Below are 25,576 nucleotides of genomic sequence, written 5' to 3' on the forward strand. Positions count from 1 at the left end.
CGATCCGCGCCGCTCGGCTAGCCCCTTCGGAAACCCGCGTTTCGGGTTCCGGAATCCCTCGCTGAATCAGGCCTTGAGGGCGGCCTCCAGCGCCGCCTTCTGCTTGATGAACAGCTCGGCGCAGCCGATTTCGGCCAGCTGGAACAGGCGGTCGAACTCGGCGCGGGAGAAGCCGCGCTTCTCGCCGGTGGCCTGGATCTCGACGATCGTGCCCGTGCCGGTCAGGACGAAGTTCGAGTCTGCCTCGGCGTTGGAGTCTTCCTCGTAGTCGAGGTCCAGCACCGGCTCGTTCTCGAACACGCCACACGAGACGGCCGCAACCTGATCGAGGATCGGATTGGTCTTGAGCACGCCTTCCGAAACCAGATGACCGAGCGCCGTGGCCATGGCCACCCAGGCCCCGGTGATGGAGGCGGTGCGGGTGCCGCCGTCGGCCTGGATGACGTCGCAGTCGATGACCACCTGACGCTCACCGAGCGCCTTCAGGTCGACGACGGCGCGCAGGGAGCGGCCGATCAGGCGCTGGATTTCCTGGGTGCGGCCGGACTGCTTGCCGGCGGCGGCTTCGCGGCGGCCGCGGGTGTGGGTGGCGCGCGGCAGCATGCCGTATTCGGCGGTGACCCAGCCCTGACCGGTATTGCGCATCCAGCCGGGGACCTTGTCCTCGACCGAGGCCAGGCACAGCACCTTGGTGTGGCCGAAGGTGACCAGGCAGGAGCCCTCGGCATAGCGGTTGACCCCGGTCTCCAGCGTCACGGCGCGGAGTTGCTCAGGGGTACGGTCGGAAGGGCGCATGGGAGGTCCTAGTCAGTGAAGGCTCGGCTGCTTATCCTGAAACCGTGAGCCTGTATGCCCCCCCATCATCGTACCCGAGCCGCCGCCTGATTCTGGGCGGTGCGATCGGCGTTGCGGCCGTCGGGATGGCGGGGTGCAGCGGCCCGCTGACCATCGAGGCCGGGACCGGCACGGCGGCGCGTCTGGCCTGGGCGGCGCAGAAGCAGCTCGGCGTCACCAAGGGCTATGACAAGGGCTACCACGCTCTCGCCTATCCGGGCGGGGATGTGCCGAGGAAGACCGGCGTCTGCTGCGATGTGGTCATTCGCGCTGCTCGCGATGGCCTCGATCTCGATCTGCAGAAGCTGGTCCACGAGGACATGGATGAGGCCTTCGACGCCTATCCCTCGAAGGCGCGCTGGGGACTGACGAAGCCGGACGCCAATATCGATCACCGCCGCGTGCCCAATCTGGAGGCCTTCTTCCGGCGGCAGAGCGCGGAGGTCTGGGCGCCGGAGGGCAGGCCGAAGGGGGCGCGCTTCCCCGAGCCGCTGCAGGTCGGCGACATCCTGACCTGGCGCAATCGCGACGGCGGGCCGCACATAGGCCTGGTCAGCCGGGCCGGGGATCACCCGTTGATCATCCACAATTTCGGCCTCGGCGTGATGCAACACGGCCTGTGGCTGATGGCGACCTCCCGCGCGGCGGGCCACTATCGCTGGCCGGTGGTCGCATGAGGTCTCCGCTGCTCACCTCCACGGCGCTGGAATCGCCCGGCCTCGGCCTGACCGGCCTCGACCAGCGCGCGCGCGACATCTTCCGCCGCATCGTCGAGACCTATCTGGAGAACGGCGAGCCGGTCGGGTCGCGGACCCTGTCGCAGCGCGGGGTCTCCCTGTCACCCGCCTCGATCCGCAACACCATGCAGGACCTGACCATGGCGGGGCTGCTGGCGGCGCCCCACACCTCGGCCGGACGGATCCCGACCCATGCGGGCCTGCGGTTGTTCGTCGACGGCTTCCTTGAGATCGGTGACATCGGTCAGGAGGAGCGGCGCGAGATCGACGCCCGGCTGGCCGGGAAGGGCAGGGGCTTTGACGAGGCGCTGGATGCGGCGTCATCGCTGCTGTCGGGTCTGGCGGGCGGGGCAGGGATCGTCGCCTCTCCGGTCTCGGACGCCGGGGTCAAGCACGTCGAGTTCGTCGCGCTGGGTCACGATCAGGCGCTGGCGGTGCTGGTCGGGGACGACGGCACGGTCGAGAACCGGCTGATGCCCCTGTCGGCGGGGGTGACGCCCTCCACGCTTCAGGAGGCGTCCAACTTCCTCAACGCCCGGCTCAAGGGCCGCCCCCTGGCCGAGGCGCGCACCGAGATGCGGGCCGAGCTGGACGCCGCGCGCCTTCAGCTGGACGCCACCGCCGCCCGTCTGGTCGAGGATGGTCTGGCGGCCTGGTCGGGCGGTCCGGACCGGGAGCGCTCCCTGATCGTGCGCGGCCGCGCCAACCTGCTGCAGAACCGCGAAACCGCCGCCGATCTTGAGATGGTGCGCGTCCTGTTCGACGATCTGGAGCAGAAGGAACAGCTGATCGGCCTGCTCGACGGGGTCAATGCGGCCCAGGGCGTGCGCATTTTCATCGGGGCGGAAACGCGGTTGTTTTCACTTTCGGGTTCCGCCGTGATCGCGGCGCCCTATATGAACGGCCGACAGCGGGTTCTGGGCGCCATTGGCGTGATCGGACCCGCGCGACTGAACTACGCCCGCATCATTCCGTTGGTGGATTACACCGCCCGGGTGCTGGGGCGAATGCTGGACGGACAGGACACGTGAGCGACACCCACCAAAACCCCACCCAGGAAGAACTCGACGCCATCGAGCGCGAAGAGGATGAAGGCGGTCCGGTCTCCGACGCCAACGAAAGCCTTGCGCCGCTGGATCAGGTTATCGCCGAGCGCGACGAGTGGAAGGACCGCGCCCTGCGCGCCGCCGCCGAACAGGACAATCTGCGCCGCCGCACCGAGAACCAGCTGAACGACGCGCGCGCCTTCGCCATCCAGCGCTTCGCCAAGGACCTGCTGGGCGTCGCCGACAATCTTTCGCGCGCGCTTCAGGCGGCTCCGAAGGACGCCGACGGCGCCGCCGCCGGTCTGGTCACGGGTCTGGAGCTGACCGAGAAGTCGCTGCTGGGCGCCTTTGAAGCCAATGGCCTGAAGCGGGTTGCGCCCTCGGCCGGCGAGGCCTTCGATCCGCACTTCCATCAGGCGATGATGGAGCAGCCCTCGGAAACCGTTCCCGGCGGCGCGGTCATCCAGACCATGCAGGCGGGCTATGAGCTGTTCGGCCGCACCGTGCGTCCGGCCATGGTCGTGGTCGCCGCCAAGGGCTCGGGCCCCAAGGCCGCCGCCTCCGGCGCCTATGGTGAGGCCCCCGCGGCCAACGGCGGCGCCTTCGACGGCAAGGCGTAAGACGCCCCGCTGACGAACGCGGTTACGCCTGTCGCTGAAATGGTTAAGGTCAGGGCATGTCCCTGACCGAGACCTCGACCGGCCGGCCGCGCGCCTTCTCTGATGTGATCGAGACGCTCGGGCGCCGCCCAGGCGAACGGCTCGCTCTGGGCGAGCTGGTCGACGCCTTCGGGGACCGGGCCTTCGGAGCGGTGATGCTGCTGTTCGGTGTCCTGAACCTGATGCCCTGGCCGCCCGGCGGCACCACGATCACCGGCGCGCCCCTGTTGTTCCTGTCGATGGAGCTGGCTTGGGGCCGCGAGGCCCTGTGGCTGCCCGGCTGGATGGAGCGGGCCACCGTCAGCCGCGCGACCTTCCGGAAGCTCAGCGACCGCTTCATGCGCTTGATCCGCTTCACCGAACACCTGTCGCGGCCGCGCCTGCGCTTCCTGACCTCGCGCTTCGGTCAGGGCCTGATCGGCCTGGCCTGCGTCTTCCTGTCGGCGGTGCTGGTCCTGCCGATCTTCGGGGGCAACCTGATCCCCGCCGTCGCCATCACCTTCTTCTCGCTGGGGGTGATGCAGCGCGACGGTCTGGCGGTGCTGCTGGGCTGGATCGTGACCGGGATCACGATCGTCGTCCTCTTCCTCGCCTGGAAGATCATCGTGGCCGGCTTCGGGCACGGCTGGGAGTGGGTGTCAGGGCTGTTCTGAACCCACTCGGCGTCGCTCCAGCCCACGGGCCCTCGCGCTCAAGCAGCGAGGCCCCGTGGGCCGAGCGATAGCGCTCTTCCCTAGGAAGCCAGAGCCGCTTCCGAGGCCACGATGCGGCTGGCGGCGTGGACGACGGCGGCGATGCGCAGGGCCGTCTGGATCTGGGCGGCAGGGACGGCGTGCTTCTTCAACTCGCCCTCGTGGGCGTCCAGGCAGGCGCCGCAGCCGTTGATGGCCGAGACGGCGGTCGACCACAGTTCGAAGTCGATCTTGTCCACGCCCGGATTGCCCAGGACGTTCATGCGCAGGCGAGCCGGGAGCGTCTGGTACTCGGGGTTATGCATCAGGTGCAGGGCCCGGTAGTAGATGTTGTTCATGCCCATGATGGCCGCGGCCGACTTGGCGGCGTTGATGGCCTCGGGCGACAGGTGTTCGGCGGCCGCGGCCTCGATGGCCTTCACAACCGGGGCGACGCCGATGGCGTGGGCCGAGGCGAGGAAGGCCCCCCACTTCTGCTGGTCGTTGAGCACGGTCTCGGAGGCGAGCGAGCCCAGGTTCAGGGAGATGTCCTTGGCGTAGGCGGGGATGAGGTCGCGGACGGTATCAATCGACATGGTCAGGTCTTTCAGAATTCGGGGAAGAAAAAAGGCGGCGGCGGTGATCCGCCGCCGCCCTTCTGTTTCGTCGCTCGTCGAGCCTTAGGCTGCGAGCGTTTCGCCGCCGGCGGGGCGGTTGCAGGCGCACAGTTCGTCGGTCTGCAGGGCGTCGACGACACGCAGGGTGTCGTCCGGCGCGCGGCCGACGTTCAGGTTGGTGACGTAGACGTGCTGGACGACGTTGTGCGGGTCGACGACGAAGGTCGCGCGCAGGGCCACGCCTTCTTCCTCGTTCAGGATGCCGAGCTCACGGGCGAACTTGCCGCCGTTGTCAGCGAACTGCCAGATCGGCAGCTTGTTCAGGTCGGCATGGTCGCGGCGCCAGGCCAGCTTGACGAATTCGTTGTCGGTCGAACCGCCGAGGACGATGGTGTCGCGGTCCTCGAAGTCCTTGCCCAGCTTGGCGAAGGCGGCGATTTCGGTCGGGCAGACGAAGGTGAAGTCCTTCGGATAGAAGAAGATGACCTTCCACTTGCCTTCGAAGGAGGTCTCGGTCAGCGGCTCGAACGCCGAGACGCCGTTTTCCTCGTGCGAGTTGAAGCCCGGCTTCACGCCGATGATCTTGAAGTTAGGCAGGGTTTCGCCGACGCCGAGCATGAGCAGTCTCCAGTGGTTTGAAATGGACCGTCGGAGGGGGAGGCCTCCGTCGCTGGAGCTCAAATGGTCTTTCGCAGCTGCGAAGTCAAATCGATCATTTCGCGTATGCGAATAAGAAAAACCTATGCCGACTGATGGCCGTGAGAGAAGCTGCTTTTATAGATTTCCCAACTACCAATCACAAAGTTTATCGATTTTCCCTGCCTTCAACAGGGGCATAGGGTCCCATCCTCACCGACGATGGAGGACGTCATGGACGGCGAAAAGACCCCGAGCCCCCTCAATGATCCGAAGAAGGAGCCGGCCGCCCTGCGTTCGCTTCTGGGCCGCACCAACCGCGACTGGTGGCCCAACCAGCTGACGATGGACATCCTGCATCAGCAGGGCAAGTCGGGCGACCCGATGGGCGACGACTTCGACTATGCGAAGGCCTTCAGGTCGCTGGACTATGCGGCGGTGAAGCGCGACCTGACCGCCCTGATGACCGACAGTCAGCCCTGGTGGCCGGCGGACTATGGCCACTACGGTCCCTTCTTCATCCGCATGGCCTGGCATTCGGCCGGCACCTATCGCACCGGCGATGGCCGCGGCGGCGCGGGCGCGGGCCAACAGCGCTTCGCCCCGCTCAACTCCTGGCCGGACAACGGCAATCTGGACAAGGCGCGCCGCCTGCTCTGGCCGATCAAGCAGAAATACGGCTCGAAGCTCAGCTGGGCCGACCTGATGATCCTGGCCGGCAATGTCGCCATCGAATCCATGGGTGGACCGGTCTTCGGTTTCGGCGGCGGCCGCGCCGACGTCTGGGAGCCCGAGAAGGACGTCTACTGGGGCACCGAAGAGAACTGGGTCGGTGACGAGGCCAACCAGACCCGCATCCGGCCCGATGACGGCGCCGCGCTCGAGGCGCCGCTGGCCGCCATCCAGATGGGCTTGATCTATGTGAACCCCGAAGGCCCGGGCGGCGTGCCCGAGGCCCTGCAGTCGGCCCGCGACATCCGCGAGACCTTTGCCCGAATGGGGATGAACGACGAGGAGACGGCGGCTCTGACCGCGGGCGGCCACACCTTCGGCAAGGCCCACGGCGCCGGCGACGCCTCCAAGGTCGGGGCCTCTCCGGAAGGCTCCGACATCGCCCAGCAGGGTATGGGCTGGCAGTCGGGCCATGAGAGCGGCGTGGGCGACCACACCATCACCTCGGGCATCGAGGGCGCCTGGACCCCCACGCCCATCACCTGGGACATGACCTATTTCGACATGCTGCTGGACCACGACTACGAGCTGGTCCGCTCGCCCGCAGGGGCCAAGCAGTGGCAGCCGGTCGGCAATCCGGAAGAGACCCTGGCCCCGGCCGCCCATACGCCGGGCAAGCGCGTTCCGACCATGATGACCACGGCCGACATGGCCTTCAAGATCGACCCGGCCTACCGCGTCATCATGGAGAAATTCCGGAGCGATCCCGCTTACTTCGGTGACGCCTTCGCCCGCGCCTGGTTCAAGCTCTGCCACCGGGACATGGGCCCCAAGGCCCGCTACCTCGGCCCGGAAGTGCCCGCCGAGGACCTGATCTGGCAGGACCCGATCCCCGCCGCGACCGGCCCGGCGCTGAGCGCGTCGGATGTCTCGACCCTGAAGGCGAAGATCGCCGCGTCGGGCCTCTCGGTCGCCGAACTCGTCTCCACCGCCTGGGCCTCGGCCGCGACCTATCGCGGTTCGGACCATCGCGGCGGCGCCAACGGCGGGCGTCTGCGCCTGTCGCCGCAGAAGGACTGGGCGGTCAACGAGCCCGCCAGGCTGGCCAGGGTCCTCAAGGTCTATGAGGACATCAAGGCGGCGTCTGGCAACGTCTCCATCGCCGACCTGATCGTGCTTGGCGGCTCCGTCGGCATCGAACAGGCGGCGAAGGCGGCCGGTCATGCGGTGGAGGTGCCCTTCACCCCGGGTCGCACCGACGCTTCGCAGGAGGAAACCGACGTCGAGGGCTTCGCCGTCCTCGAACCCCGCGCCGACGGCTTCCGCAACTATCTGCAGGTGCGGTTCAGCGTCCCGACCGAGGAGCTGCTCGTCGACCGGGCCCAGTTGCTGGGCCTGACGGCGCCGCAGATGACCGTCCTCGTCGGCGGTCTGCGCGTGCTCGGGGCCAATGTCGGCGGATCGAAGGACGGGGTCTTCACCGATCGCCCCGGCCAGCTGACCAACGACTTCTTCGTCAACCTGCTGGACATGAAGACCGGCTGGAAGAAGGTCGACGGCGAGGGCGACGAGACCTTCGTCGGCACCGACCGCATTACCGACGAGCAGCTCTGGACGGCGACGCGCACCGATCTGGTGTTCGGCTCCAACTCCCAGCTGCGCGCCGTGTCGGAGGTCTATGCGGCGTCCGATGCGGGCGAGAAGTTCGTGAAAGACTTCATCGCAGCCTGGGTCCAGGTGATGAACGCCGACCGCTTCGACCTGTGGCGCGCCGACCTGGATCGGGCGGCGTAAGGCAGGCTGGGAAAGCATCGGATGTCTCCGCCGTGGCGCAGGTCGCGGCGGAGATTTTTCGCGTCTCCGGAGATGTCTGCGGAAACCGTATTATCGGTTACGCCGATTGATTTTGTGCCCGCCATAGGAAGCGCCTATGTCGGCTCCATGCTCCCCACCCTGCGCCAGCTCCAGTATCTGAAACTTCTGGCCGAGCATGCCTCGTTCAGCCGCGCGGCCGAGGCGGCCCACGTCAGCCAGCCGGCCCTGTCGGCGGGGGTGCAGGAGCTCGAGAAGATTCTCGGCGCTCCGGTGGTCGAACGCACCCGGGGCAATGTCCAGCTGACCGCCGTCGGCGCCGAGGCCGTCAAGCGCGCCGAGGACGTCCTGGCCCGCACCGAGGATCTGGTCGAGGCCGCCCGCAGCGCCGGTCGACCCCTGTCCGGCCGTTTCCGCCTGGGCGTCATCCCGACCGTCGCCCCCTTCCTGTTGCCCGCGACCCTGCCGGGGCTGAAGGCGGCCTATCCGGCCCTGCGCCTGTTCATCCGCGAGGACCTGACGCCGCGCCTGATCGCGGGGTTGAAGGCGGGTCAGCTCGACGCCGCCGTCATCGCCCTGCCCTATGAGGCGCATGGCATCGAGCACGCCCGCATCGGCGACGACGAGATCCTCGCCGCCGCCCCCGCCGATCACGCCCTGGCCGCCCCCGGCGCCATCCAGTCGGGCTCGCTCAGGGGCGAGGACCTGATCCTGCTGGAAGATGGCCACTGCCTGCGCGATCAGGCCTTGGCCGCCTTCGACATCGAGGCGCCCAAGGGCGATGACGTCTTCGCGGCCACCAGCCTGCACACCTTGGTCCAGATGGTCGGGTCGGGTCTGGGGGTGTCCTTCCTGCCCCAGATGGCGGTCCGGGCAGGTCTCGCGGACACCCCATCGGTCGTCATCCGCCATATCCAGCCCCGGGCAGGCGCCCTTGCCCCGAGCCGCGAGATCGTCGTCGCCTGGCGCGCCGGCTCCAGCCGCGCCGCCGAGGCCCGCCTTCTGGCCGAGGCGATGCAGCAGGACTGAGGGGCGGGATAGAAATCCGCCCCTGAGCGTTGCCTGAGCCTCAGCCTCAGGGATTCAACCCATGCGCCTCGCCCGCTCCCTCTCCGCCGTCGCCTTGATCGGAGCCGCCGTCAGCGTTTCGGCCTGTGTCGGCATGTCCCGGTCCGCGCCCGTGACGGCTCTGGATCCGGCGGCGGCCGCGGGTATGCGGGTCTCGGAGATCCGCCTGACGACCGATGACAAGGTGACGGTGCGTCCCGAATTTGCGGGCATCTTCCGCGAGCGGGTGCAGACCAAGCTCGACGGCTGCGCCACCGGCGGCCGGCCCCTGCGTCTGGAAGCTTCGATCAGCCGGTTCGACCGCGCCAACCCGGCCCAGGTCCTGCTGATCGGCGGGGCCAACGTCCTGCGTGGCCATGCCCGTCTGGTCGATCCGGCGAACGGCCGGGTGGTCGCCGAATACGACATCGGCCGCACCATCGTGGGCGGTCGGCTGGGCGTGTTCCAGATGGCCGAGAGCGAGGAGCAACTGTCCGACGCCTTCGGGTCTGAGCTCTGCAACCAGGCCTTCAAGCCCGGCTGATCAGCGCAGGATCGAGCCGGGCAGGGCCAGGACCACGATGGCGCAGAACAGGCTGGTCATACCCAGCAGGAAGATGCGGTCGGCCCAGACCTCCAGCCGCTCGCCTTTCCGTCCGCCGCCCAGCGATAGATAGGACAGGAAGCAGGCGCCCAGGAAGCAGACCGCCCCGACCCAGGCGATCTCGTCGGCGAACGACTGCGCCGACCGGTCGGTCAGGTGCAGGCCCGCGATGATCAGCAGGGTGATGCCCAGCAGATTGGACGAGACGTTGAGGATGTGCGGCGAGCGGTTCATCGCGATCTTCACTGGATCCGGTTTGAGGCGGCGTCGGGGCCTGTTCGTTTCAGCCGGGAATGACGGCGGTCGTATAGGGCGACTGCGTTCGCCAGCCGAGGGTGCGGTACAGGGCCTGACCGTCCTCGGTCGCCACCAGCGCTCCTTTTCCGAGCGAGCCTGTCGCCGTCTCCAGCGCCCGCATGATCCGCCTACCCAGACCGCGCCTCTGATGGTCCGGCTCGACCAGGATCCGGTCATAGACCACCCGGTCGTCCACGATCACGGCGCGGCCCCGCCCGGCCTCGGCGCCCGAGGCGTCCCGGACCGTGCAGAAGATCACCGGCCCGCCCGGCCTGACATCAGGACCGATCTCGATCCGATAGCCGTCGTCGGGCGCCGCCCTCCCGGTCATTGCTCCCTCCAGCGTCATCAGGAAGCCCGGCGGACGCAGGGTCCAGCGGGCGGGCAGCAGGGGTCGCACGGTCGCCTCATCGGCGCAGACCTTCAGGAAGACATGCGGTTCCGTGATCGCCGCCGCACGCCGGACCAGGGCCTCGCTCGGCCCGGCGAAGACGTATCGTCGCAGTTGGTCCTCGGCCCCGACCTCGATCCGCCAGCCGCCGTCGTCCCAGACGGGCGGCTCGACACCCCGCGTCAGGGCCCAGCCACGGGTCCAGAGGGCGAGAAGGTCGGAATCGGCGCTCATGGGATCACCATCGCGGTTCGGGGCGAAGGCGGCAACGCTTCCGTCCGCGCGGCGTTCTTTGACCTCACAATCGCGGCCCCGTGATGAACGGGGCTTCATCGGGGGGCCGGAATATGGTCAGGCTTGGGTCATATCGACGTCCCCCGGCCTCGCCAGACTGGCGTCCATCGAAAACCATCCCGAACGGGAGGAAGATTTGACCATGACCGTCTCACGCCGCGCCTTTGCATTCGGAACCGCGGCCCTCGCGGGCCTCGCCGCCCTGCCGGCCGCCGCCCAGTCGAACCTGTCGCCCGAGGACCGCGCCACCCTCCAGACAGCCCAGTCCTATCTGCAGAACCTGACCTCGGCCCAGGGGACCTTCGTCGAGACCGGCCCCAACGGCCAGCAGCGCCGCGGCCGCTTCTATCTGCAGCGTCCGGGCAAGATGCGCTTCGAATACACCGACCCGGCAGGCCTGCTGGTCGTCTCCGACGGCTATAACGTCAAACGCTATGACCCGCGTCTGGAGGTCTTCCGTCAGGTGCCCCTCGGCGCCACCCCGCTCTCTACCTTCCTCGCGCGCAACGTCCGTCTGGATCAGGGCGTGCGTATCGATCGGGTGACCCGCATGGCCTCCGGCGCCTTCGCCATCACCGCCCGCGACGGCCAGCGGCCCAATGACGGCTCGGTGATCCTGGCCTTCGCCGGCAGCCCGCTCCGGTTGCAGGAATGGACCATCACTGACGCGCAAGGCAGCCGCACCCGCACCCAACTGACCACCCTGCAGCCGGCCTCGGGCCTCGCCGCCAGCCTGTTCCAGTTGCGCGACCCCACGCGCCGTCCCGGCCGCAACTGACACGCGAGCGTGACGGTTGAGGGGGAAGGCGGATGATTCGCTGATCGTGGTTCGTTCGCAACGGCAAAGCTTCATAGTTTAGTGTTTGACCTTTTTTACAGGGCGTGACACTTTGAGCACAGAGCGACGGCGGTCGCTCTTCCGCGTCGGACGTCATCCCCTCCCGATAGCGGCGTGTGAGAGAGAAAAACTTCAGCGCCCGGTACGCTCGTACCGGGCGTTTTTTCTTTGTTTGCAGGGCGCTAACGCTCGCGACGCGGGCGCTCGCTGCTTGAGCGCAAGCGACCTAAGCTTGCCGCCAGACCTTGAACGGGCGGAATAGCTTGAGTGTGCGCCGTCGCCCGCTAGAAGCGCCCCATGACCCTGCGTATCGCCACCTGGAACATCAACTCCGTCCGCCTCCGCATCGATCAGGTCGCGCGGTTCGTCGCCGAGAGCGGGACAGACGTCCTGTGCCTGCAGGAGATCAAATGCCTGGAGGACCAATTCCCCCGCAACGCCTTCGCCGAGATGGGCATGCCGCATCTGCGCATCGCGGGTCAGAAGGGCTGGCACGGTGTGGCCATCGCCAGCCGTCGCCCGATCACGGATGCGCCCCAGCTCGACATCTGCCGCAACAAGCACGCCCGCGTCGTCTCGGCGGTGGTCGAAGGCGTGGAGATCCAGAATTTCTACATCCCCGCCGGTGGCGACCTGCCGGACCGTGAGCTGAATGAGAAATTCGATCACAAGATGGACTATTACGAGCGGCTGACGGCCGAGATGGCCACGCGCGATCGCTCGAAGCCCCTGCTGCTGGCCGGCGATTTCAACATCGCGCCCAACGAGTTCGACGTCTGGAACCACCGCTATATGTCCAAGGTGGTCAGCCATACGCCGGGCGAGGTCGAGACCCTGTACCGGCTCCAGAACGCGGGCGGCTTCAACGACGTGGTCCGCGACGCCTTCCCCGAGCCGCAGAAGCTGGCCAGTTGGTGGAGCTACCGCGCCCAGGACTTCCGCAAGTCCAACCGCGGCCTGCGCCTCGACCATCTGTGGACCTCGCCGGGCCTGACCCCGAAGGTGATCCCGGGCAGTGCGAAGATCCACGACACTGTCCGCGAATGGGAGCAGCCCTCGGACCACTGCCCGATCACGGTCGATCTGGACGTCTAGTAGACGGGGTCGCTGACGGTCTCGCGGCGTCCGACCGGCTTCTGGCCTGTCAGCTTTCCGGCGGCGCGGGCCAGCCGCGCGACGGCGTCGTCCAACCGGTCCTCGGGCAGGGTGTAGGGCAGGCGCAGGCGGCGCTCGAAGGCCCCGTCCACGCCGAAGCGCGGCCCCGCGGCCAGCCGTAAGCCCTCCGCCGCCGCCGCGACGGTCAGGGCCGAACTGATCGGCGCGGGCAACTGAGCCCATACGGACAGGCCGCCGACCGGGCGCGGACAGACCCAGTCGGGCAGAGCCTCGCCGAGCCGTTTCAACAGATGATCGCGCCGCGCCCGCAGCAGGGGCCGTCTCAGTGACAGCGCCGCCCCGCCGTCGTTCAGCAGTTCGGCGGCCGCCAGTTGCTCCAGCACCGGCACGCCGAGGTCGAGGCTGGCGCGGCTCTGCGACAGGCGCTGGATGACCGCCCGGTCGGCGCGGATCCAGCCGATGCGCAAGCCGCCCCAGACGCTCTTGGACATCGAACCCAGCCGCACGATGCGCGGCGAATCCACCGTTGAGGCGCTGACTGCCGGGTCGCCGCTGAGCGTCAGTTCGACGAGGGTCTCGTCCAGCACCAGCAGGGTCTGGGTCCCTTTCAGCGCGGCCAGCAGCCGGGTCCGCTCCGCCGCCCGCATCAGCCGACCGGTCGGGTTGTGATGGTCGACCACCAGATAGGCCAGGGCCGCCCCGGACCGACAGGCCGAGGCCAGCCCCTCGATGTCCCAGCCCTCGCCTTCGTCCTCCGGCAGGGCGACGGGCAGGGGGCGGGCTCCGGAGGCGAGAATGGCGTCCAGCGCCTGCGGATAGGTCGGATGGTCGATGACCACCGCATCGCCGGGCCGGACCATCAGCCGCAGCAGATGCACCAGGCCGTTGTGGGCCCCGTGGGTGATCAGGATCTGGCCGGGCGACGTCGGCAGGCCGCGCCGCCCGTAATGGGCCGCCACCGCCTCGCGCAACTCCTCCAGTCCGGCGCTCTCATAGCCGTGGCCGGGCAGGCGGGCGGGCAGGCGCTCCAGCGCCCGGACATAGGCCGCATGGACATTGGCGTCGGCGGGCAGGACGGCCGAGGTCAGGTCGATGATGTCATCAGCCGGGTCGTGGTCGAGGGCCGGGCGCACCGGACGCGGCCCGGGCGCCGAGGGCAGGCCGGTGCGGGCCGCCGCTCCCTGTCCGCCGGTCAGAAAGCCCTCGTCGCGCAGGCTGCCATAGGCGGCAGAGACCGTGGTCCGGCTCAGGCCCAGCGCCTGGGCCAGTTCCCGTTCGCCCGGCAGCCGGGCTTCGAGCGGCAGGCGGCCGTCGAGGATCAGCAGTCGCAGCGCCCCGGCCAGCTGTCGCCAGGCCGGTCCCGCGCCCGGCGTGCGCCAGACTCCGAGGTGGCGGATCAGGGAAACGGGTCGGATCAGGCGTGGCGTCATCAGGCCAGACTGCCACAACTGGCTCTTTTTTCCATGGCCAGTTCGATGCAATTGGCCTGGCATGAACACCCACAATCGTCCCTTGGCGCGCCGCCTGATCCAGCTCTTTCTCGGCCTCGCCCTGTATGGCCTGTCCATCGCCCTGATCGTCCGCGCCGACCTGGGGCTGGACCCGTGGGACGTGCTTAACCAGGGCGTCTTCGAGCGGTTCGCCGGGCCGGCCGGGATCAGCTTCGGCCTGGTGGTGAATCTGATCGGGCTGGTCGTTCTGCTGCTGTGGATCCCGCTGCGCCAGATGCCCGGTTTCGGCACGGTGGCCAATGTCGTCGTCATCGGCACGGTCGCCAATGTCTTCCTCGGCTGGATTCCGGCGGACCTGCCGCTGGTCATCCGCGCAGGGCTGCTGGTCGCGGGCATCGTCCTCAACGGCGTCGCGAGTGGGGCCTACATCGGCGCCGGTCTCGGCCCGGGCCCGCGCGACGGCCTGATGACCGGCATCGTGCGTCGCACCGGCTGGCCGGTAAAATGGGTCCGCACCGCCATCGAGGTCGCCGTGGTCGCGGTCGGCTGGTTGCTGGGCGGCTCGGTTGGGGTCGGGACGGTTCTCTATGCGCTCAGCATCGGACCCCTGGTCCACCGCTTCCTGCCGATGTTCACGATCCCGAAGGCGGCTGGCGCAAAGGCATCACAGGCCAATCCGTCGCCGGTCTAGCTGTCGATTGACCCGAACCCGCAGACGGATTTGACGCGGGCCACAGATTCGTCGTCCCTGGCCATGATGAGATCGGCGGGATCATGGTCAGGCCGTGCGATGAAGTCGATCCGCGTTGTGGGCCTATTGGCGAAGCGCACAAAGCCGCACCGCCAGGCTGTCGGCGCGCCGCCCCTGAGCTCAAAGGCTGGCTCGCCGCTACCGGGATTCAGCGCCCTCAGGGCGGCCTCCACCCGAACCATATCTCTCCGCACCTGGGCGTCCCGGGCCGCGAAGGCGGCGGCCTCGTCGTCCGAAAGCCGTCGCGGCTGGCCGACCGGAACTATGCGGGCGCCTGCAACGGCCATGGGGACCGGGGGCGGCGGCGCGGAAGTGGCGCAACCGGCCAGAACCAGCGCTATGGCCGGAAGGATGAATTTCATGCGCGCCCCCTCGTGCGGTCAACTCCGGCCGCAGACGATATCTTATCGTCAGGGTAGGTGACGCGCGCGTGACTCTAGCGCAAGGGTTGCGAGATTACGGCTGCAGCCGGTATCCGCCTGCATCGGTCAGCAGCAGACGCGCAGCGCCGGGCTCAGGCTCGATCTTCTGGCGCAGGCGGTAGATGTGGGTTTCCAGCGTGTGGGTCGTGACCCCGGCGTTGTAGCCCCAGACCTCGGTCAGCAGCTCCTCGCGCGACACCGGCTTGGCCCCGGCGCGATAGAGGTACTTCAGGATGTTGGTCTCTTTTTCCGTCAGCCGGATCTTCTTGCCCTTGTCGTCGACCAGCATCTTGCCGGCGGGGCGGAAGGAATAGGGGCCGATGGCGAAGACGGCGTCTTCCGACTGTTCGTGGCTGCGCAGGTGGGCGCGGATGCGGGCCAGCAGCACGGCGAAGCGGAAGGGCTTGGTGACATAGTCATTGGCCCCGGCGTCGAGGCCCAGAACCGTGTCGGCGTCGGAATCCTGGGCCGTCAGCATGATCACCGGGGTGGCGACCCCGTCCTTGCGCAGCAGACGGCAGGCCTCGCGCCCGTCCATGTCGGGCAGGTCGACGTCCAGCAGGATCAGGTCGGCGCGCAGTTCGCGGCCCAGCCGGATGCCTTCCGTGGCGGTCGCGGCCTGAACCGTGCGGAACTCTTCATGGAGCGCCAGCTGCTCGGCCAGGGCCTCGCGCAGGTCGTCGTCGTCGTCGATGATCAGCAGGGTCTTGGGCGTGGGCATGTCGATAACAATGGCGAGGCTTGGGTGAATCGCCAAGGGCGACGGGGAAAATGAAGTCGATTCAGGCGATAGAGGGCGCTTCCACAGAGTTTCGTTCCCCGAAAAGCGCCGTTCCGACCCGCACATGGGTGGCGCCGAAGCGAATCGCGGTCTCGAAGTCGCCGCTCATTCCCATCGACAGAACGCTCAGGCCGTTGCGTTCGGCGATCTTCGCCAGCAGGGCGAAATGCAGGCCGGGCGCCGCGTCGGCGGGCGGAATGGCCATCAGCCCCTCGATCTTGAGTCCATAGGTTTCTCGCGCCAGGGCGATGAAGGCGTCAGCCTCCTGCGGCAGGATTCCGGCTTTCTGTGGCTCGGCCCCCGTATTGACCTGAACCAGCATCCGCGGGCTGCGGCCCTGACGCAGGATCTGCTCGGCCAGGGCCCGGGCCAGCTTCTCGCGGTCCAGGGTCTCGATGACGTCGAAGAAAGCGACAGCGTCGGCGGCCTTGTTCGACTGCAGGGGGCCGATCAGCCGGAGTTCGAGATCGGGCAGGGCGCGGCTACGGTCGGTCCAGCGGCTTTCAGCCTCCTGCACCCGGTTCTCGCCGAAGATCCGCTGGCCGGTGGCGAGGATGTCGTCGATGGCCTCGGGTGGCTGGGTCTTGGACACGGCGGTCAGAGTGACCGCGCCCGGGTCTCGTCCGACCGAGCGGGTGACCTCGGCGATCCGGCTACGCACCGCCGCGACCCGCTCCGCCACGGTGGACGCGGACTGCAAAGCGGGGGATGACGACGGCATGGACGGCTCCGGAACCCTGTCGAACGAGGCGCGCATCCTGTGGGATGCTGCCCGGGGTCTAGCCCGGGAGACGGCGTCTGTCAGCGCGCCCCTGCTCTTCTTCACCGATCCGGCGCGTACGCCCGAGCCCTGGCGGACGGCCGAACGACTCCCGACCGGAGCGGGCGTGGTCTATCGCCACTTCGGCGCGATGGACGCGGAGCCTGTTGCGCGGCGTTTGAAGGCCATCGCGACCGAACGCGGCCTGATCCTTTTGATCGGTCTGGACGCCGATCTGGCCGAGGCCGTCAGCGCCGAAGGCGTCCATCTGCCGCAGCGAGCTCTGGGTCAGGCGGTGGCCTTGCGGGCGCGTCGGCCCGACTGGCGGCTGACCGGGGCGGTCCATTCGGCGGACTCGGTGACCCCCGACGCGCTGGATGCGGTGGTGCTGTCACCGATCTTCCCGGCCGGCGGCGCCTCGGCTGTCAAACCGGCGCTGGGGGTCGAGGCGCTGCGAGCGGTGGCGTCGCGACGCCCGGTCTATGCGCTCGGCGGCATCAATGCGGCGACCGTCGGCGACCTGACAGGGTCAGGCGCGTGCGGAATCGCCGGCGTGGACGCGATCCAGGCCGCTTTCGCGCCCTAGAACTTGAAGATGGATTCCAGCCGGATGCGCGGCTGCGAGCGGCTGTCCGATTCCGGCGCGCGGGCGGGATCCTGCTCGGGACGGGCCACGCTGGCGGCGGCGCCGACGCTGAGGCGCGGGGTGACGCTGTAATAGGCGCCGGCCTCGACGTCGCCCCACTGGGTCTCGCGACCGACGGGCTGGTTGAGGTTGAAGTTCAGGCCCCAGCGGCCGGTGTCATACCAGCGCAGACCACGGCGCGGGGCGGGCGGCGTCGCGCGCTGGGAGGCCTGGGCAGCCTGGGCCTCGGCAATGGAGACGGCAGGAGCGTGCGAACGCGAACCGGCCGCCTGGGCCGATGCCGTTCCGGCCAGTCCCATCAGGGCCGCCGCGCTCAGAAGTCCTGCGAAGATCGCGCCGAACCGCATTTCCTACCCTTCAGACCCGGGTGAACCGGACCGTCAAACCCTGAACCGGCGTTTTCGCCGTGAACCCGACGATTAGACATCGTGGGTCCGCCCGGTCAACGCAACGTGGTCGCCTCATCCGGGTTCCGCAGACTCTATCCGGCTCCTGTGGCGCTAGCGTCACGGGAATGGGGCGGAAACCGGCGCGTCTGTTTCGCGATGGGACGGGAGGCGGAATGAGCGGCATCCGGCGCCCCCGCTTTCGATACTGCAAAGATCACCGTCGTCTTCGCCTTGTCATCGCCCCTTTTGAGCGTGTTATAGAGCGTCGCTGCGGCCTCGACCCCAATTCGAAGGGGGTCAGAGCTGTCGCGCCCGCACGACATCTGTTCGCCCGTGGGTCGACGTCCAATCTGAACGGAGAATTCCTCGATGGCCCCCAATAAAGCGATGGCCAAGTCCATGGCACGCGGCGCGGTGTTCGCCGCCATCGCGTCCGGCCTGCTGCTGTCCGCCTGTGGCGGCGTCAAGGTGCCTTTCACGGGCGGCTCCAAGCCCGCCAAGGCCAATGCCCAGACGGGGATCGGCGTGAACGCCTATCTGTGGCGCGCGACGCTCGACACCCTGAGCTTCATGCCGCTGCTGACCGCCGACCCGTGGGGCGGCGTGGTCAATTATGACTGGTACATCAACCCGCAGACCCCGAACGAGCGCTTCAAGGCCACGGTCTTCATCCTCGACACCCGTCTGCGCGCCGACGCCCTGAACGTGACCGTGACCAAGGAAGTCAAGGACGCCTCGGGCGGCTGGACCGCCGCGCCGGTCGCCGTCCAGACCGAGACCGACCTGGAAAACGCCATCCTCACCAAGGCGCGCCAGCTCAACCTCGCCAACGCAAACTAGGCGCTTCGCGCCTCGTTTGCTCTTTAGGAGCGCTACCGCTCACGATGCGGTCGCTCGCTGCTTGAGCGCATTGATGCGCTGACGCCCTTTGGCCGTTGTGGTCAGGGGGCGTCTCTATTTTCCTTGGGCGTCGCCGCCCTTCGGGCTAACTGAGCGCGAGGGGCGAAGGCCTCATCGCTGTCTCTCAGGATACCCGTGGCCCGTTACGAACCGAAAACCGCCGAACCCCGCCAGCAGCAGCGCTGGTCGGATGCGAACGCCTTCGTCACGAAGGATACCGGACGGCCCAAATACTATGTGCTCGAGATGTTCCCCTATCCGTCGGGCAACATCCACATGGGCCATGCGCGCAACTATGTGATGGGCGACGTGGTCGCACGTCACAAGCGGGCGCAGGGGTTCGACGTTCTGCACCCGATGGGCTGGGACGCCTTCGGCATGCCGGCCGAGAACGCCGCCATGGAGCGCGGCATCCACCCCAAGGGCTGGACCTATTCCAACATCGCCAACATGCGCGAGCAGCTGAAGCTGCTGGGCCTGTCGCTGGACTGGTCGCGCGAGTTCGCAACCTGCGACCCGGAATATTACGGCAAGCAGCAGGCCTGGTTCCTGGAACTGTTCAAGCGCGGCCTGGTCTATCGCAAGGATGCGGTGGTCAACTGGGATCCGGTCGACAACACTGTCCTGGCCAATGAACAGGTCATCGACGGCCGCGGCTGGCGCTCGGGCGCCCTGGTCGAGAAGCGCAAGCTGAACCAGTGGTTCCTGCGCATCACCGACTATGCCGACGACCTGATCGAAGGGCTCAAGACCCTGGACCGCTGGCCCGAGAAGGTCCGGCTGATGCAGGAGAACTGGATCGGCAAATCCAAGGGCGCGACCCTTTGGTGGCCGATCGTCGAAGCTCCCGCCTTCCTGCCTGCCTCGCCCGAGGGTGAGCCGAACCACGCCCGCGATCCGATCGAGGTCTATACGACCCGGCCCGACACCCTGTTCGGCGCCAGCTTCCTGGCCCTGTCGGCGGACCACCCGCTGACGAAGGCCATCGCCGAGCACCGTCCGGACGTCGCCGACTTCATCAAGGCCTGCGCCCAGACGGGCACCTCGGAAGCTGATATCGAAAAGGCCGAGAAACTGGGCGTGGATCTGGGCGTGCGCGTGCGCCACCCGTTCGACCCGGACAAGACCGTGCCGGTCTGGGCCGCCAATTTCGTCCTGTCGACCTATGGCTCTGGCGCCATCTTCGGCTGTCCGGCCCACGACCAGCGCGACCTGGACTTCGCCCGCAAATACGACCTGCCGGTCACCCCGGTGGTCAAGCCGGACGATGTCGAGACGATCGAGATCGGGACCGAGGCCTATGTCGGCCCGGGCCGTATCTTCAACTCGGACTTCCTGAACGGTCTGGACGTCGAGGCCGCCAAGGCCGCCGCCATCGCGAAGGTCGAAGCGCAGGGGCAGGGCCGGGCCGAGACCATCTACCGCCTGCGCGACTGGGGCGTCAGCCGCCAGCGCTACTGGGGCTGTCCGATCCCGGTCATCCACTGCCCGTCGTGCGGCGTCCAACCGGTCCCGGCCGACCAGCTGCCGGTGGTCCTGCCCGACGACGTGACCTTTGACGTCCCCGGCAACCCGCTGGCCCGCCACCCGACCTGGAAGCATGTGAAATGCCCGTCCTGCGATCAGGACGCGACGCGCGAAACGGACACCCTGGACACCTTCGTGGACTCCAGCTGGTATTTCGCCCGCTTCACCGATCCGACGGCGGCCGAGCCGATCAACACCGCCGCCGCCGACCGCTGGCTGGCCGTCGACCAGTATATCGGCGGGGTCGAGCACGCCGTGCTGCACCTGCTCTACGCCCGGTTCGTGACCCGCGCCCTGGCCGACGCCGGGATGCTGTCGGTCAAGGAGCCGTTCGCGGGCCTGTTTACCCAGGGGATGGTGGTCCACGAGACCTACCGCCGCGAAGACGGCCAGTGGGTCGAGCCCACCGACGTCGACCTGACCAATGACGCAGGCGTCCGCTCGGCGCGTCAGCTGTCGACCGGCGAGACCCTGATCATCGGCGACATCGAGAAGATGTCGAAGTCCAAGAAGAACGTGGTCGCCCCGGCCGAGATTCTGGAATCGCACGGCGTCGACGCCGGCCGCCTTTTCGTCCTGTCGGACTCGCCGCCCGAGCGCGATGTGCAGTGGACCCCGGGCGGGGTCGAGGGCGCCAGCCGCTTCGTCCAGCGCGTCTGGGCCGAGTTCGACGGCTATGACGCCTCCGTCGCGGGCGAAGAGGCTGCCAACGCCGCCCTGATCCGCGAAACCCACAAGGCCATCAAGGCGGTGTCCGAGGGTGTCGAGGGCTTCCGCTTCAACTCGGCCATCGCCAAGCTCTACGCCTTCTTGGCGACGGTGCGCGACGCCAGGGGCGCCGGCGGCGAGGCCAAACGTCAGGCCCTGTCGGCCCTGGCCCGTCTGATCGCGCCGTTCACGCCGCACGTGGCGGAAGAAGGCTGGTCGCGTCTGGGCGAGGACGGGATGGTGCTGGACGCCCCCTGGCCCGTCTATGACCCGGCCCTGGCCGCCGACGATGAAGTGGTGCTGCCGATCCAGATCTCGGGCAAGCGCCGCAGCGAGATCACCGCCCCCCGCGGCGCCGCCAGCGCCGACGTCGAGGCCGCCGCCCTCGCCAACCCCGCCATTCAGGCCTATCTCTCGGCCAACGGGGTTTCGGTGAAGAAGGTGATCGTGGTCCAGGATCGCATCGTCAATCTGGTGGTCGGCTGATGCGGGCCGTCCTCCTCGCCGTGATCGCGCTGGCCGGCGCCGCCCTGTCGGGGTGCGGCTTCACGCCGATGTACGCCTCGGGCGGTTCCTCGACGCTCAGCCGGATTTCGGTCGCGGCCGAGGACAACCGTCTGGGCTACCGGCTGCGCGAACAGCTGGAGGACGCCCTGGCCTGGGACCGCGGAACCCAGCCGCCTCTCTATCGCCTGACCACGGTGACCGAACAGTCCCGCCGTCCGCTCGGCCGCCGGATCGACGACACCGCCACCCGCTATGAGCTGACGGTCCGGGTCGCCTGGACCCTGACGCCGACGGCCGGAGGCACGCCCCTGATCGGGTCCGAGACCTCGACCTCGACCTATGCCGCCGCCGACCAGCCCTATGCCGCCATCGCCGCCCAGCAAGACGGCGAGGATCGGGCCGCCGCCGAGCTGGCCCGGCTGATCCGCATCGACATCCTGCGGGCCCTGTCGGGACAATAGCCGGCGATGATCCTCGCCAAACGCCCGGACATCGACCGCTTTCTGGCGAAGCCTGAGCCGGGCATCCGCGCGGTGGTCATCCACGGCAAGGACCGCTCGGGCGTCGCCGAACGCGCCCAGATCCTGTGCAAGGCCATCACGCCCGACCTGAACGATCCCTTCAACGTCACCGTCCTGACCGACAGCGACATCGACGGCGACGAGGCGCGTCTGGAGGAGGCCCTGACGGCGCTCAGCATGATCGGCGGGCGCCGCCTGATCCGCGTCAAGCTGGGCGGCGAAAAGGTCTCCGTCGACAAGATGCTGGCGGCGGCGCTCAAGACCCATTCCGACGGCGGCTATAATCCCGACGCCATGCTGGTCATCGAGGCCGGGGCGCTAGGCCGCGACTCCGCCCTGCGCAAGGCCGCCGAGACGGCCAGGGGCGCGGCGGGCATCACCTGCTACGAGGACGAAACCGGCGACGTGGCCCGGATGACGCGCGAGGCCCTGGCCGCCGACAAGGTCGGGCTGACCTCCGACGCCCTGGACCGGTTCGTCAGCCGCCTGCCGCGCGAACGCGGCCTGATGCGGCAGGAAATCGAGCGGCTGGCCCTCTACATCGGCCCCGGCTCGGGACGGACCATCGATGTCGACGAGCTGGAGGGGCATTTGGGGGTCGAGCCCGACGCTTCATTGCAGGACGCCGCGCTTCAGGCCTTCGGCGGCCGCCCGGCCCCGTCACAGGCGGGCCTCAGGCGCGCCCTGGCCGAGGGCGAAAGCGCCGTCATGGCCGTGCGTCAGGCCTCGATCCATCTCGGAAAGCTGCGCCGGATCAATGTGCTTCAGGGCGCGGGTGCCGGCGCCAAGGAGGCCGCCAAGGCCGCCGGCGTCTTCTGGAAACAGGAGGCCGAGATGCTGCGTCAGGCGCGCTCGTGGCGCCTGGAGGATCTCGATCAGGTTCAGGACAGCGTCAATGTCGCCGACGTCGCCACCAAGACCACGGGCATGCCCGAGGGCCTGATCGCCGAACGGCTGCTGCTCGAAATCGCCGCCCGTGCGAGGCGGCTGGGTCTTTAGGCCCTAGTCCAGCTGACGCGCTTCCTCGGTCAGCATGATCGGCACGCCGTCGCGGATCGGAAACGCCAGCTTCGCCCCCTTCGACACCAGCTCATTGGCCTCGCGGTCATAGGTCAGGGCCCCGCGTGTCACTGGGCACACCAGCACCTCCAGCAGGCGGGGATCGACCGAGGTCGGGGTGTTGAAGGCGTCGGACATGAGAGCGTCTCGGTAGTGGAGTTCGTGATCTAGGATGTTCGGGGCTCGCCGTCATCTCCGCAGCGGTGTGACGCCGCCGCTTATTTGTCTGGACGTCGAAAGGTAGACGCGAAACGTGGGTTCATTCACGTTCAAGTTCGGACAGGTCGGTCTTTGAAGTTGATTGCGGGAGCGCAGATGGCGTGGATACACAGGGCGACTGAAGCCGGGTCCACTCCAATATCGCGAGCAGCGGTATCAGCGATGGCCCTGCTTCTGGGTTCTGGCGTGACTGCGTGCACCACGGCGCAAACGGCCGTGCCGCTTGCGCCGGTCGTCACCGATCCGGCGTTGTTCGTCATTCCGGCCGACAGTCAGGTGCTTGCCGGCCAGGCCTGCGGCGTTTCGTCATTGCGGATCGAGGGCGGTGCGCCGGAGCTGTTGCCGGGTTCGGGCCTGACCATGGCGGAATATGTCTCGCGCCTTTTCCTGACGACGTGCGAGGCCGGCATCCTGCCGCGCTCGCAAAGCCCTCTTCTGATCGAGATCAAGGTCGCGGGCGATACGCCGGTATCGCTCTCGGTCGATGACGGCGGTGGGCCGCTCGTGTTCGTTAATCCTGAGACCGACCCGGAATATCTGCGATCGATCAGTGGCAGCCACCACCCTCAGCGCGCCTCGTTTCTGGTAAAATCCGTGCTGGCCTGGTTCGACCAAAGAGCGCCGGGCGTGCCTCATACCGCGAAGGGGCTCTTCGAGCTGTTCTGTGACGGCTCGCCGATGATGATTCCGGAGATGCCGGACCCCGCCCCGGGTCCGGGTCCGGTATTCATGCTGGTCGCCGCGGACAATATTCGCGGTTCGGCCTTCGACCGCTACAGTCGGATCGAGTGGGCCTATGCCGCTCCAGTATGGGCGAGTGACGGCGTCGGCTGGTCGAATACTCGCGGGGGCTCGACGGGACTGGTCCGGCCAAACGGAACCGGCGGCTATGCGGTGCAGCCGATCTTTCTGGTTCAGGATGCGTCGAGCGCTCCCGGAGAATGCCAGAACAGCTACGACCTGTCGGGTTCCGGGCTGAGTGAAGCCGATCAGGCCGGTTTGCGCACCCGTCTCGCGGTGAGCGATGCGGACATCGCCGCGTCGAATCCCGATCCCCGAACCAGTATCTGTTCCCGCTACACGACGATGCCTCACCCGACCCGCTTCGAGGGCTCGATCTCCGGCGGGCTTGGGGGCCTTGGCGACCACGCAAGCTTCTCCCTGTTGATGCAGGTTCGAAGCGGGGCAACGCCTGACGAACAGATTCAGATGACGACGAGCATGCTCTGGGGGCGGCGGGACGTGTCATGGAACACGTGCAATCGCGCGGTGAGACGTCCTCCCCGGGGATAGGCCGACGTCGAGGTCTGTGAATCTTCGCCCCTTTCACCCCTGCGTCCCCTCGGATATCGTCGTGGTTCGGGCCCATGCGGACGCCCGATCAGACGACTTTCCGTCCAAGCGCCGCTCCTTTCACCGCGCCACCGTTGCGCGGCATGGAGCCACGCAGTGACGACGATCGACGAACCGACCCCTCCCGACCTCAGCTATACGGCGCTGTTCCTGCGCTTCCTGCGTTTTGGCCTGCTCGCCTTCGGCGGCCCCGTCGCCCAGATCGCCATGATCCGGCGCGAGCTGGTGGAGCAGGAGGGCTGGATTTCCGGCGCCCGCTTCAACCGTCTTCTGGCCGTGCTTCAGGTTCTGCCGGGACCGGAGGCGCACGAACTCTGCGTCCATCTGGGGATGCGGGCCAGGGGCCGGATCGGCGGACTGCTGGCCGGGCTGGGCTTCATGACCCCGGGCCTGATCCTGATGCTCGGCATCGGCTGGGTCTATGTCTCGCTCGCGCCCTTCATGGCCCTGCTGGCCGGGGCCTTCCTGGGGATCCAGGCGGCCGTGGTCGCGATCATCGTGCGTGCGGTCCACAAGATCGGGTCGCACATCCTCGAGGACCGCTGGCTCTGGGCCGTGGCGGCGGCCGGCTTCGCCGCGACCCTTTGCGGGGTCGCTTTCTGGATTGTTCTGCTGGCTGGAGGCGCGGCCTACGCCCTGATCGCCGGCCGCCGGTTCGTCCTCGCCGTCGGGGTGGTCGCAGCCGCAGCCGCTCTCGCGATCTGGCTACATCCGGTCGTCCAGGGGTCGCCGCCGACCGCTGCGGCTGTAGCGGACGGGGCCGCGACGGGAGCCCTCGTCATGTTCTGGACCGGGCTGAAGGCGGGCCTTCTGACCTTCGGCGGGGCCTATACCGCCATTCCCTATGTCAGGGCCGATACGGTTGGGCGCGGCCTCATCGACGACGGGACCTTCCTCGATGGCGTCGCCTTCGCCGGGGTTATCCCGGCGCCGCTGGTGATCTTCTGCACCTTCGTGGGCTTCGTCGCGGGCGGCTGGCCGGGCGCCGTGGCCATGACCGCCGGGGTCTTCCTGCCCGCCTTCGCTTTCTCGATGATCTTCTACGAGCGGCTGGAAGCCGTCGTCGCCGATCCGCGCCTGCATCAGCTTCTGGCGGGCGTGGCCGCCGCCGTGGTCGGGATCATCGCCGCCACCAGCCTGCAGCTTGGCTGGGGGACACTGCAACGGGCGCCGTCCATCCCGGCAGTCGTGGCGATCTTCATCGCCGCCCTGGCCGCGGTCTGGTTCTGGAAGGGCCGCTATGCCGGGCTGGTCGTGCTGGTGGCGGCGGGGTTGGCGGGGTGGTTTCTGTTCCGCCTGGCCTGACGCGCG

Annotated in this window: 28 protein-coding genes; 17 read left to right on the top strand and 11 right to left on the bottom strand. The window is 68.1% G+C overall.

Features of this window, described 5'->3' with window-relative positions; genetic code table 11:
• Positions 1-66: 66 nt before the first annotated feature.
• The gene (gene rph, locus AC07U0_RS17910; protein ID WP_494721332.1) at positions 67-795 is read right to left on the bottom strand and encodes a ribonuclease PH; all 729 of its coding nucleotides are present in this window, start codon (positions 793-795) and stop codon (positions 67-69) included.
• A 125-nt stretch (positions 796-920) separates the two neighbouring features.
• Here rph and AC07U0_RS17915 point away from each other — a divergent pair, with 125 nt between their 5' ends.
• Genes AC07U0_RS17915 through AC07U0_RS17930 form a run of 4 tightly spaced genes read left to right on the top strand, consistent with a single transcriptional unit; the run spans position 921 to position 3,929 of the window.
• Positions 921-1,511: a DUF1287 domain-containing protein gene (locus AC07U0_RS17915; protein WP_494721333.1), complete on the top strand. Its 591-nt coding sequence runs from the start codon at positions 921-923 to the stop codon at positions 1,509-1,511.
• On the top strand, positions 1,508-2,602 hold the full coding sequence (hrcA, locus tag AC07U0_RS17920; protein ID WP_494721334.1) for a heat-inducible transcriptional repressor HrcA: 1,095 nt from the start codon (positions 1,508-1,510) through the stop codon (positions 2,600-2,602). Before AC07U0_RS17915 ends, hrcA begins: the two co-directional genes overlap by 4 nt.
• Positions 2,599-3,237, top strand: a complete 639-nt coding sequence (gene grpE, locus AC07U0_RS17925) for a nucleotide exchange factor GrpE (RefSeq protein ID WP_494721335.1) — start codon at positions 2,599-2,601, stop codon at positions 3,235-3,237. The genes hrcA and grpE overlap by 4 nt, the downstream gene beginning before the upstream one ends.
• Positions 3,238-3,293: 56 nt before the next feature.
• On the top strand, positions 3,294-3,929 hold the full coding sequence (locus AC07U0_RS17930) for an exopolysaccharide biosynthesis protein (protein ID WP_494721336.1): 636 nt from the start codon (positions 3,294-3,296) through the stop codon (positions 3,927-3,929).
• 80 nt (positions 3,930-4,009) lie between these two features.
• On the opposite strand, the gene ahpD is transcribed toward AC07U0_RS17930, so the two are convergent.
• Complete coding sequence (ahpD, locus tag AC07U0_RS17935) at positions 4,010-4,543, bottom strand: alkylhydroperoxidase, AhpD family (RefSeq protein WP_494721337.1); 534 nt, start codon at positions 4,541-4,543, stop codon at positions 4,010-4,012.
• Between the two features lie 84 nt (positions 4,544-4,627).
• Positions 4,628-5,182, bottom strand: a complete 555-nt coding sequence (locus AC07U0_RS17940) for a peroxiredoxin (protein ID WP_492034378.1) — start codon at positions 5,180-5,182, stop codon at positions 4,628-4,630.
• A 252-nt stretch (positions 5,183-5,434) separates the two neighbouring features.
• On the opposite strand from AC07U0_RS17940, the gene katG reads away from it, so the two are divergent.
• The 3 genes from katG to AC07U0_RS17955 all read left to right on the top strand — a co-directional run bounded on the left by katG (position 5,435) and on the right by AC07U0_RS17955 (position 9,275).
• On the top strand, positions 5,435-7,666 hold the full coding sequence (gene katG / locus AC07U0_RS17945; RefSeq protein WP_494721338.1) for a catalase/peroxidase HPI: 2,232 nt from the start codon (positions 5,435-5,437) through the stop codon (positions 7,664-7,666).
• 147 nt (positions 7,667-7,813) lie between these two features.
• Entirely contained in the window at positions 7,814-8,713 is a 900-nt protein-coding gene (locus tag AC07U0_RS17950; protein ID WP_494721399.1) for a hydrogen peroxide-inducible genes activator, read from the top strand.
• A gap of 61 nt (positions 8,714-8,774) precedes the next feature.
• Positions 8,775-9,275: a hypothetical protein gene (locus AC07U0_RS17955; RefSeq protein ID WP_494721339.1), complete on the top strand. Its 501-nt coding sequence runs from the start codon at positions 8,775-8,777 to the stop codon at positions 9,273-9,275.
• Here the strand turns inward: AC07U0_RS17955 and AC07U0_RS17960 are convergent, their stop codons facing one another.
• Together AC07U0_RS17960 and AC07U0_RS17965 are read right to left on the bottom strand one after the other, a co-directional pair.
• Positions 9,276-9,569 (bottom strand): hypothetical protein, encoded by a 294-nt coding sequence (locus AC07U0_RS17960; RefSeq protein ID WP_494721340.1) that lies wholly within the window; start codon positions 9,567-9,569, stop codon positions 9,276-9,278. It lies immediately after the preceding gene.
• Between the two features lie 49 nt (positions 9,570-9,618).
• The gene (locus AC07U0_RS17965) at positions 9,619-10,257 is read right to left on the bottom strand and encodes a GNAT family N-acetyltransferase (protein ID WP_494721341.1); all 639 of its coding nucleotides are present in this window, start codon (positions 10,255-10,257) and stop codon (positions 9,619-9,621) included.
• 202 nt (positions 10,258-10,459) lie between these two features.
• On the opposite strand from AC07U0_RS17965, the gene AC07U0_RS17970 reads away from it, so the two are divergent.
• Both AC07U0_RS17970 and xth read left to right on the top strand, forming a co-directional pair.
• Positions 10,460-11,095: a LolA family protein gene (locus tag AC07U0_RS17970; protein ID WP_494721342.1), complete on the top strand. Its 636-nt coding sequence runs from the start codon at positions 10,460-10,462 to the stop codon at positions 11,093-11,095.
• Positions 11,096-11,452: 357 nt separating this feature from the next.
• A complete protein-coding gene (gene xth / locus AC07U0_RS17975) occupies positions 11,453-12,250 on the top strand; it encodes an exodeoxyribonuclease III (RefSeq protein ID WP_494721343.1) in 798 nt (265 codons plus the stop codon).
• On the opposite strand, the gene yczR is transcribed toward xth, so the two are convergent.
• A complete protein-coding gene (gene yczR, locus AC07U0_RS17980) occupies positions 12,247-13,701 on the bottom strand; it encodes a MocR-like transcription factor YczR (RefSeq protein WP_494721344.1) in 1,455 nt (484 codons plus the stop codon). The two genes, xth and yczR, sit on opposite strands and share 4 nt — an antisense overlap.
• A gap of 61 nt (positions 13,702-13,762) precedes the next feature.
• Between yczR and yczE the strand changes: the two genes are divergently transcribed.
• On the top strand, positions 13,763-14,413 hold the full coding sequence (gene yczE, locus AC07U0_RS17985; RefSeq protein WP_494721345.1) for a membrane protein YczE: 651 nt from the start codon (positions 13,763-13,765) through the stop codon (positions 14,411-14,413).
• Here the strand turns inward: yczE and AC07U0_RS17990 are convergent.
• The 3 genes from AC07U0_RS17990 to AC07U0_RS18000 form a co-directional block, all read right to left on the bottom strand.
• Positions 14,410-14,835 carry a hypothetical protein gene (locus AC07U0_RS17990; protein ID WP_494721346.1) on the bottom strand — a complete coding sequence of 142 codons (426 nt, stop codon included), beginning with the start codon at positions 14,833-14,835 and terminating at the stop codon, positions 14,410-14,412. The genes yczE and AC07U0_RS17990 overlap by 4 nt on opposite strands.
• A gap of 94 nt (positions 14,836-14,929) precedes the next feature.
• Positions 14,930-15,616, bottom strand: a complete 687-nt coding sequence (locus AC07U0_RS17995) for a response regulator transcription factor (RefSeq protein WP_207869995.1) — start codon at positions 15,614-15,616, stop codon at positions 14,930-14,932.
• Positions 15,617-15,677: 61 nt separating this feature from the next.
• The gene (locus AC07U0_RS18000; RefSeq protein ID WP_494721347.1) at positions 15,678-16,397 is read right to left on the bottom strand and encodes a YggS family pyridoxal phosphate-dependent enzyme; all 720 of its coding nucleotides are present in this window, start codon (positions 16,395-16,397) and stop codon (positions 15,678-15,680) included.
• Here AC07U0_RS18000 and AC07U0_RS18005 point away from each other — a divergent pair.
• Positions 16,396-17,022 (top strand): thiamine phosphate synthase, encoded by a 627-nt coding sequence (locus AC07U0_RS18005; protein WP_494721348.1) that lies wholly within the window; start codon positions 16,396-16,398, stop codon positions 17,020-17,022. The two genes, AC07U0_RS18000 and AC07U0_RS18005, sit on opposite strands and share 2 nt — an antisense overlap.
• On the opposite strand, the gene AC07U0_RS18010 is transcribed toward AC07U0_RS18005, so the two are convergent.
• The gene (locus tag AC07U0_RS18010) at positions 17,019-17,429 is read right to left on the bottom strand and encodes an NtrZ family periplasmic regulatory protein (RefSeq protein ID WP_494721349.1); all 411 of its coding nucleotides are present in this window, start codon (positions 17,427-17,429) and stop codon (positions 17,019-17,021) included. The two genes, AC07U0_RS18005 and AC07U0_RS18010, sit on opposite strands and share 4 nt — an antisense overlap.
• A gap of 411 nt (positions 17,430-17,840) precedes the next feature.
• Between AC07U0_RS18010 and AC07U0_RS18015 the strand changes: the two genes are divergently transcribed.
• The 4 genes from AC07U0_RS18015 (at position 17,841) to holA (ending at position 22,633) form a co-directional block, all read left to right on the top strand.
• The gene (locus AC07U0_RS18015) at positions 17,841-18,311 is read left to right on the top strand and encodes a DUF3576 domain-containing protein (protein ID WP_494721350.1); all 471 of its coding nucleotides are present in this window, start codon (positions 17,841-17,843) and stop codon (positions 18,309-18,311) included.
• A 195-nt stretch (positions 18,312-18,506) separates the two neighbouring features.
• Entirely contained in the window at positions 18,507-21,092 is a 2,586-nt protein-coding gene (gene leuS / locus AC07U0_RS18020; protein WP_494721351.1) for a leucine--tRNA ligase, read from the top strand.
• The gene (gene lptE / locus AC07U0_RS18025) at positions 21,092-21,574 is read left to right on the top strand and encodes an LPS assembly lipoprotein LptE (RefSeq protein ID WP_494721352.1); all 483 of its coding nucleotides are present in this window, start codon (positions 21,092-21,094) and stop codon (positions 21,572-21,574) included. Before leuS ends, lptE begins: the two co-directional genes overlap by 1 nt.
• Positions 21,575-21,580: 6 nt before the next feature.
• Positions 21,581-22,633 carry a DNA polymerase III subunit delta gene (gene holA, locus AC07U0_RS18030; protein WP_494721353.1) on the top strand — a complete coding sequence of 351 codons (1,053 nt, stop codon included), beginning with the start codon at positions 21,581-21,583 and terminating at the stop codon, positions 22,631-22,633.
• 3 nt (positions 22,634-22,636) lie between these two features.
• On the opposite strand, the gene AC07U0_RS18035 is transcribed toward holA, so the two are convergent.
• Complete coding sequence (locus AC07U0_RS18035) at positions 22,637-22,831, bottom strand: Trm112 family protein (RefSeq protein ID WP_494721354.1); 195 nt, start codon at positions 22,829-22,831, stop codon at positions 22,637-22,639.
• A 243-nt stretch (positions 22,832-23,074) separates the two neighbouring features.
• On the opposite strand from AC07U0_RS18035, the gene AC07U0_RS18040 reads away from it, so the two are divergent.
• Together AC07U0_RS18040 and chrA are read left to right on the top strand one after the other, a co-directional pair.
• Positions 23,075-24,205, top strand: a complete 1,131-nt coding sequence (locus AC07U0_RS18040; protein WP_494721355.1) for a hypothetical protein — start codon at positions 23,075-23,077, stop codon at positions 24,203-24,205.
• A 156-nt stretch (positions 24,206-24,361) separates the two neighbouring features.
• Complete coding sequence (chrA, locus tag AC07U0_RS18045) at positions 24,362-25,570, top strand: chromate efflux transporter (protein ID WP_494721356.1); 1,209 nt, start codon at positions 24,362-24,364, stop codon at positions 25,568-25,570.
• Positions 25,571-25,576: the final 6 nt, after the last annotated feature.

Source organism: Brevundimonas sp. GW821-FHT02A10, from assembly GCF_059422025.1.

Coding starts and splice junctions, on each gene's coding strand:
- AC07U0_RS18015 (WP_494721350.1), top strand. CDS start 17,841: ATGGCCCCCAATAAAGCGATGGCCAAGTCCATGGCACGCGGCGCGGTG.
- yczR (WP_494721344.1), bottom strand. CDS start 13,701: ATGACGCCACGCCTGATCCGACCCGTTTCCCTGATCCGCCACCTCGGA.
- AC07U0_RS17940 (WP_492034378.1), bottom strand. CDS start 5,182: ATGCTCGGCGTCGGCGAAACCCTGCCTAACTTCAAGATCATCGGCGTG.
- AC07U0_RS18000 (WP_494721347.1), bottom strand. CDS start 16,397: ATGCCGTCGTCATCCCCCGCTTTGCAGTCCGCGTCCACCGTGGCGGAG.
- AC07U0_RS17915 (WP_494721333.1), top strand. CDS start 921: ATGGCGGGGTGCAGCGGCCCGCTGACCATCGAGGCCGGGACCGGCACG.
- hrcA (WP_494721334.1), top strand. CDS start 1,508: ATGAGGTCTCCGCTGCTCACCTCCACGGCGCTGGAATCGCCCGGCCTC.
- AC07U0_RS18010 (WP_494721349.1), bottom strand. CDS start 17,429: ATGCGGTTCGGCGCGATCTTCGCAGGACTTCTGAGCGCGGCGGCCCTG.
- xth (WP_494721343.1), top strand. CDS start 11,453: ATGACCCTGCGTATCGCCACCTGGAACATCAACTCCGTCCGCCTCCGC.
- AC07U0_RS18005 (WP_494721348.1), top strand. CDS start 16,396: ATGGACGGCTCCGGAACCCTGTCGAACGAGGCGCGCATCCTGTGGGAT.
- AC07U0_RS18040 (WP_494721355.1), top strand. CDS start 23,075: ATGGCCCTGCTTCTGGGTTCTGGCGTGACTGCGTGCACCACGGCGCAA.
- katG (WP_494721338.1), top strand. CDS start 5,435: ATGGACGGCGAAAAGACCCCGAGCCCCCTCAATGATCCGAAGAAGGAG.
- holA (WP_494721353.1), top strand. CDS start 21,581: ATGATCCTCGCCAAACGCCCGGACATCGACCGCTTTCTGGCGAAGCCT.
- AC07U0_RS18035 (WP_494721354.1), bottom strand. CDS start 22,831: ATGTCCGACGCCTTCAACACCCCGACCTCGGTCGATCCCCGCCTGCTG.
- ahpD (WP_494721337.1), bottom strand. CDS start 4,543: ATGTCGATTGATACCGTCCGCGACCTCATCCCCGCCTACGCCAAGGAC.
- lptE (WP_494721352.1), top strand. CDS start 21,092: ATGCGGGCCGTCCTCCTCGCCGTGATCGCGCTGGCCGGCGCCGCCCTG.
- AC07U0_RS17930 (WP_494721336.1), top strand. CDS start 3,294: ATGTCCCTGACCGAGACCTCGACCGGCCGGCCGCGCGCCTTCTCTGAT.
- AC07U0_RS17950 (WP_494721399.1), top strand. CDS start 7,814: ATGCTCCCCACCCTGCGCCAGCTCCAGTATCTGAAACTTCTGGCCGAG.
- AC07U0_RS17970 (WP_494721342.1), top strand. CDS start 10,460: ATGACCGTCTCACGCCGCGCCTTTGCATTCGGAACCGCGGCCCTCGCG.
- AC07U0_RS17955 (WP_494721339.1), top strand. CDS start 8,775: ATGCGCCTCGCCCGCTCCCTCTCCGCCGTCGCCTTGATCGGAGCCGCC.
- rph (WP_494721332.1), bottom strand. CDS start 795: ATGCGCCCTTCCGACCGTACCCCTGAGCAACTCCGCGCCGTGACGCTG.
- AC07U0_RS17960 (WP_494721340.1), bottom strand. CDS start 9,569: ATGAACCGCTCGCCGCACATCCTCAACGTCTCGTCCAATCTGCTGGGC.
- yczE (WP_494721345.1), top strand. CDS start 13,763: ATGAACACCCACAATCGTCCCTTGGCGCGCCGCCTGATCCAGCTCTTT.
- AC07U0_RS17995 (WP_207869995.1), bottom strand. CDS start 15,616: ATGCCCACGCCCAAGACCCTGCTGATCATCGACGACGACGACGACCTG.
- AC07U0_RS17990 (WP_494721346.1), bottom strand. CDS start 14,835: ATGAAATTCATCCTTCCGGCCATAGCGCTGGTTCTGGCCGGTTGCGCC.
- AC07U0_RS17965 (WP_494721341.1), bottom strand. CDS start 10,257: ATGAGCGCCGATTCCGACCTTCTCGCCCTCTGGACCCGTGGCTGGGCC.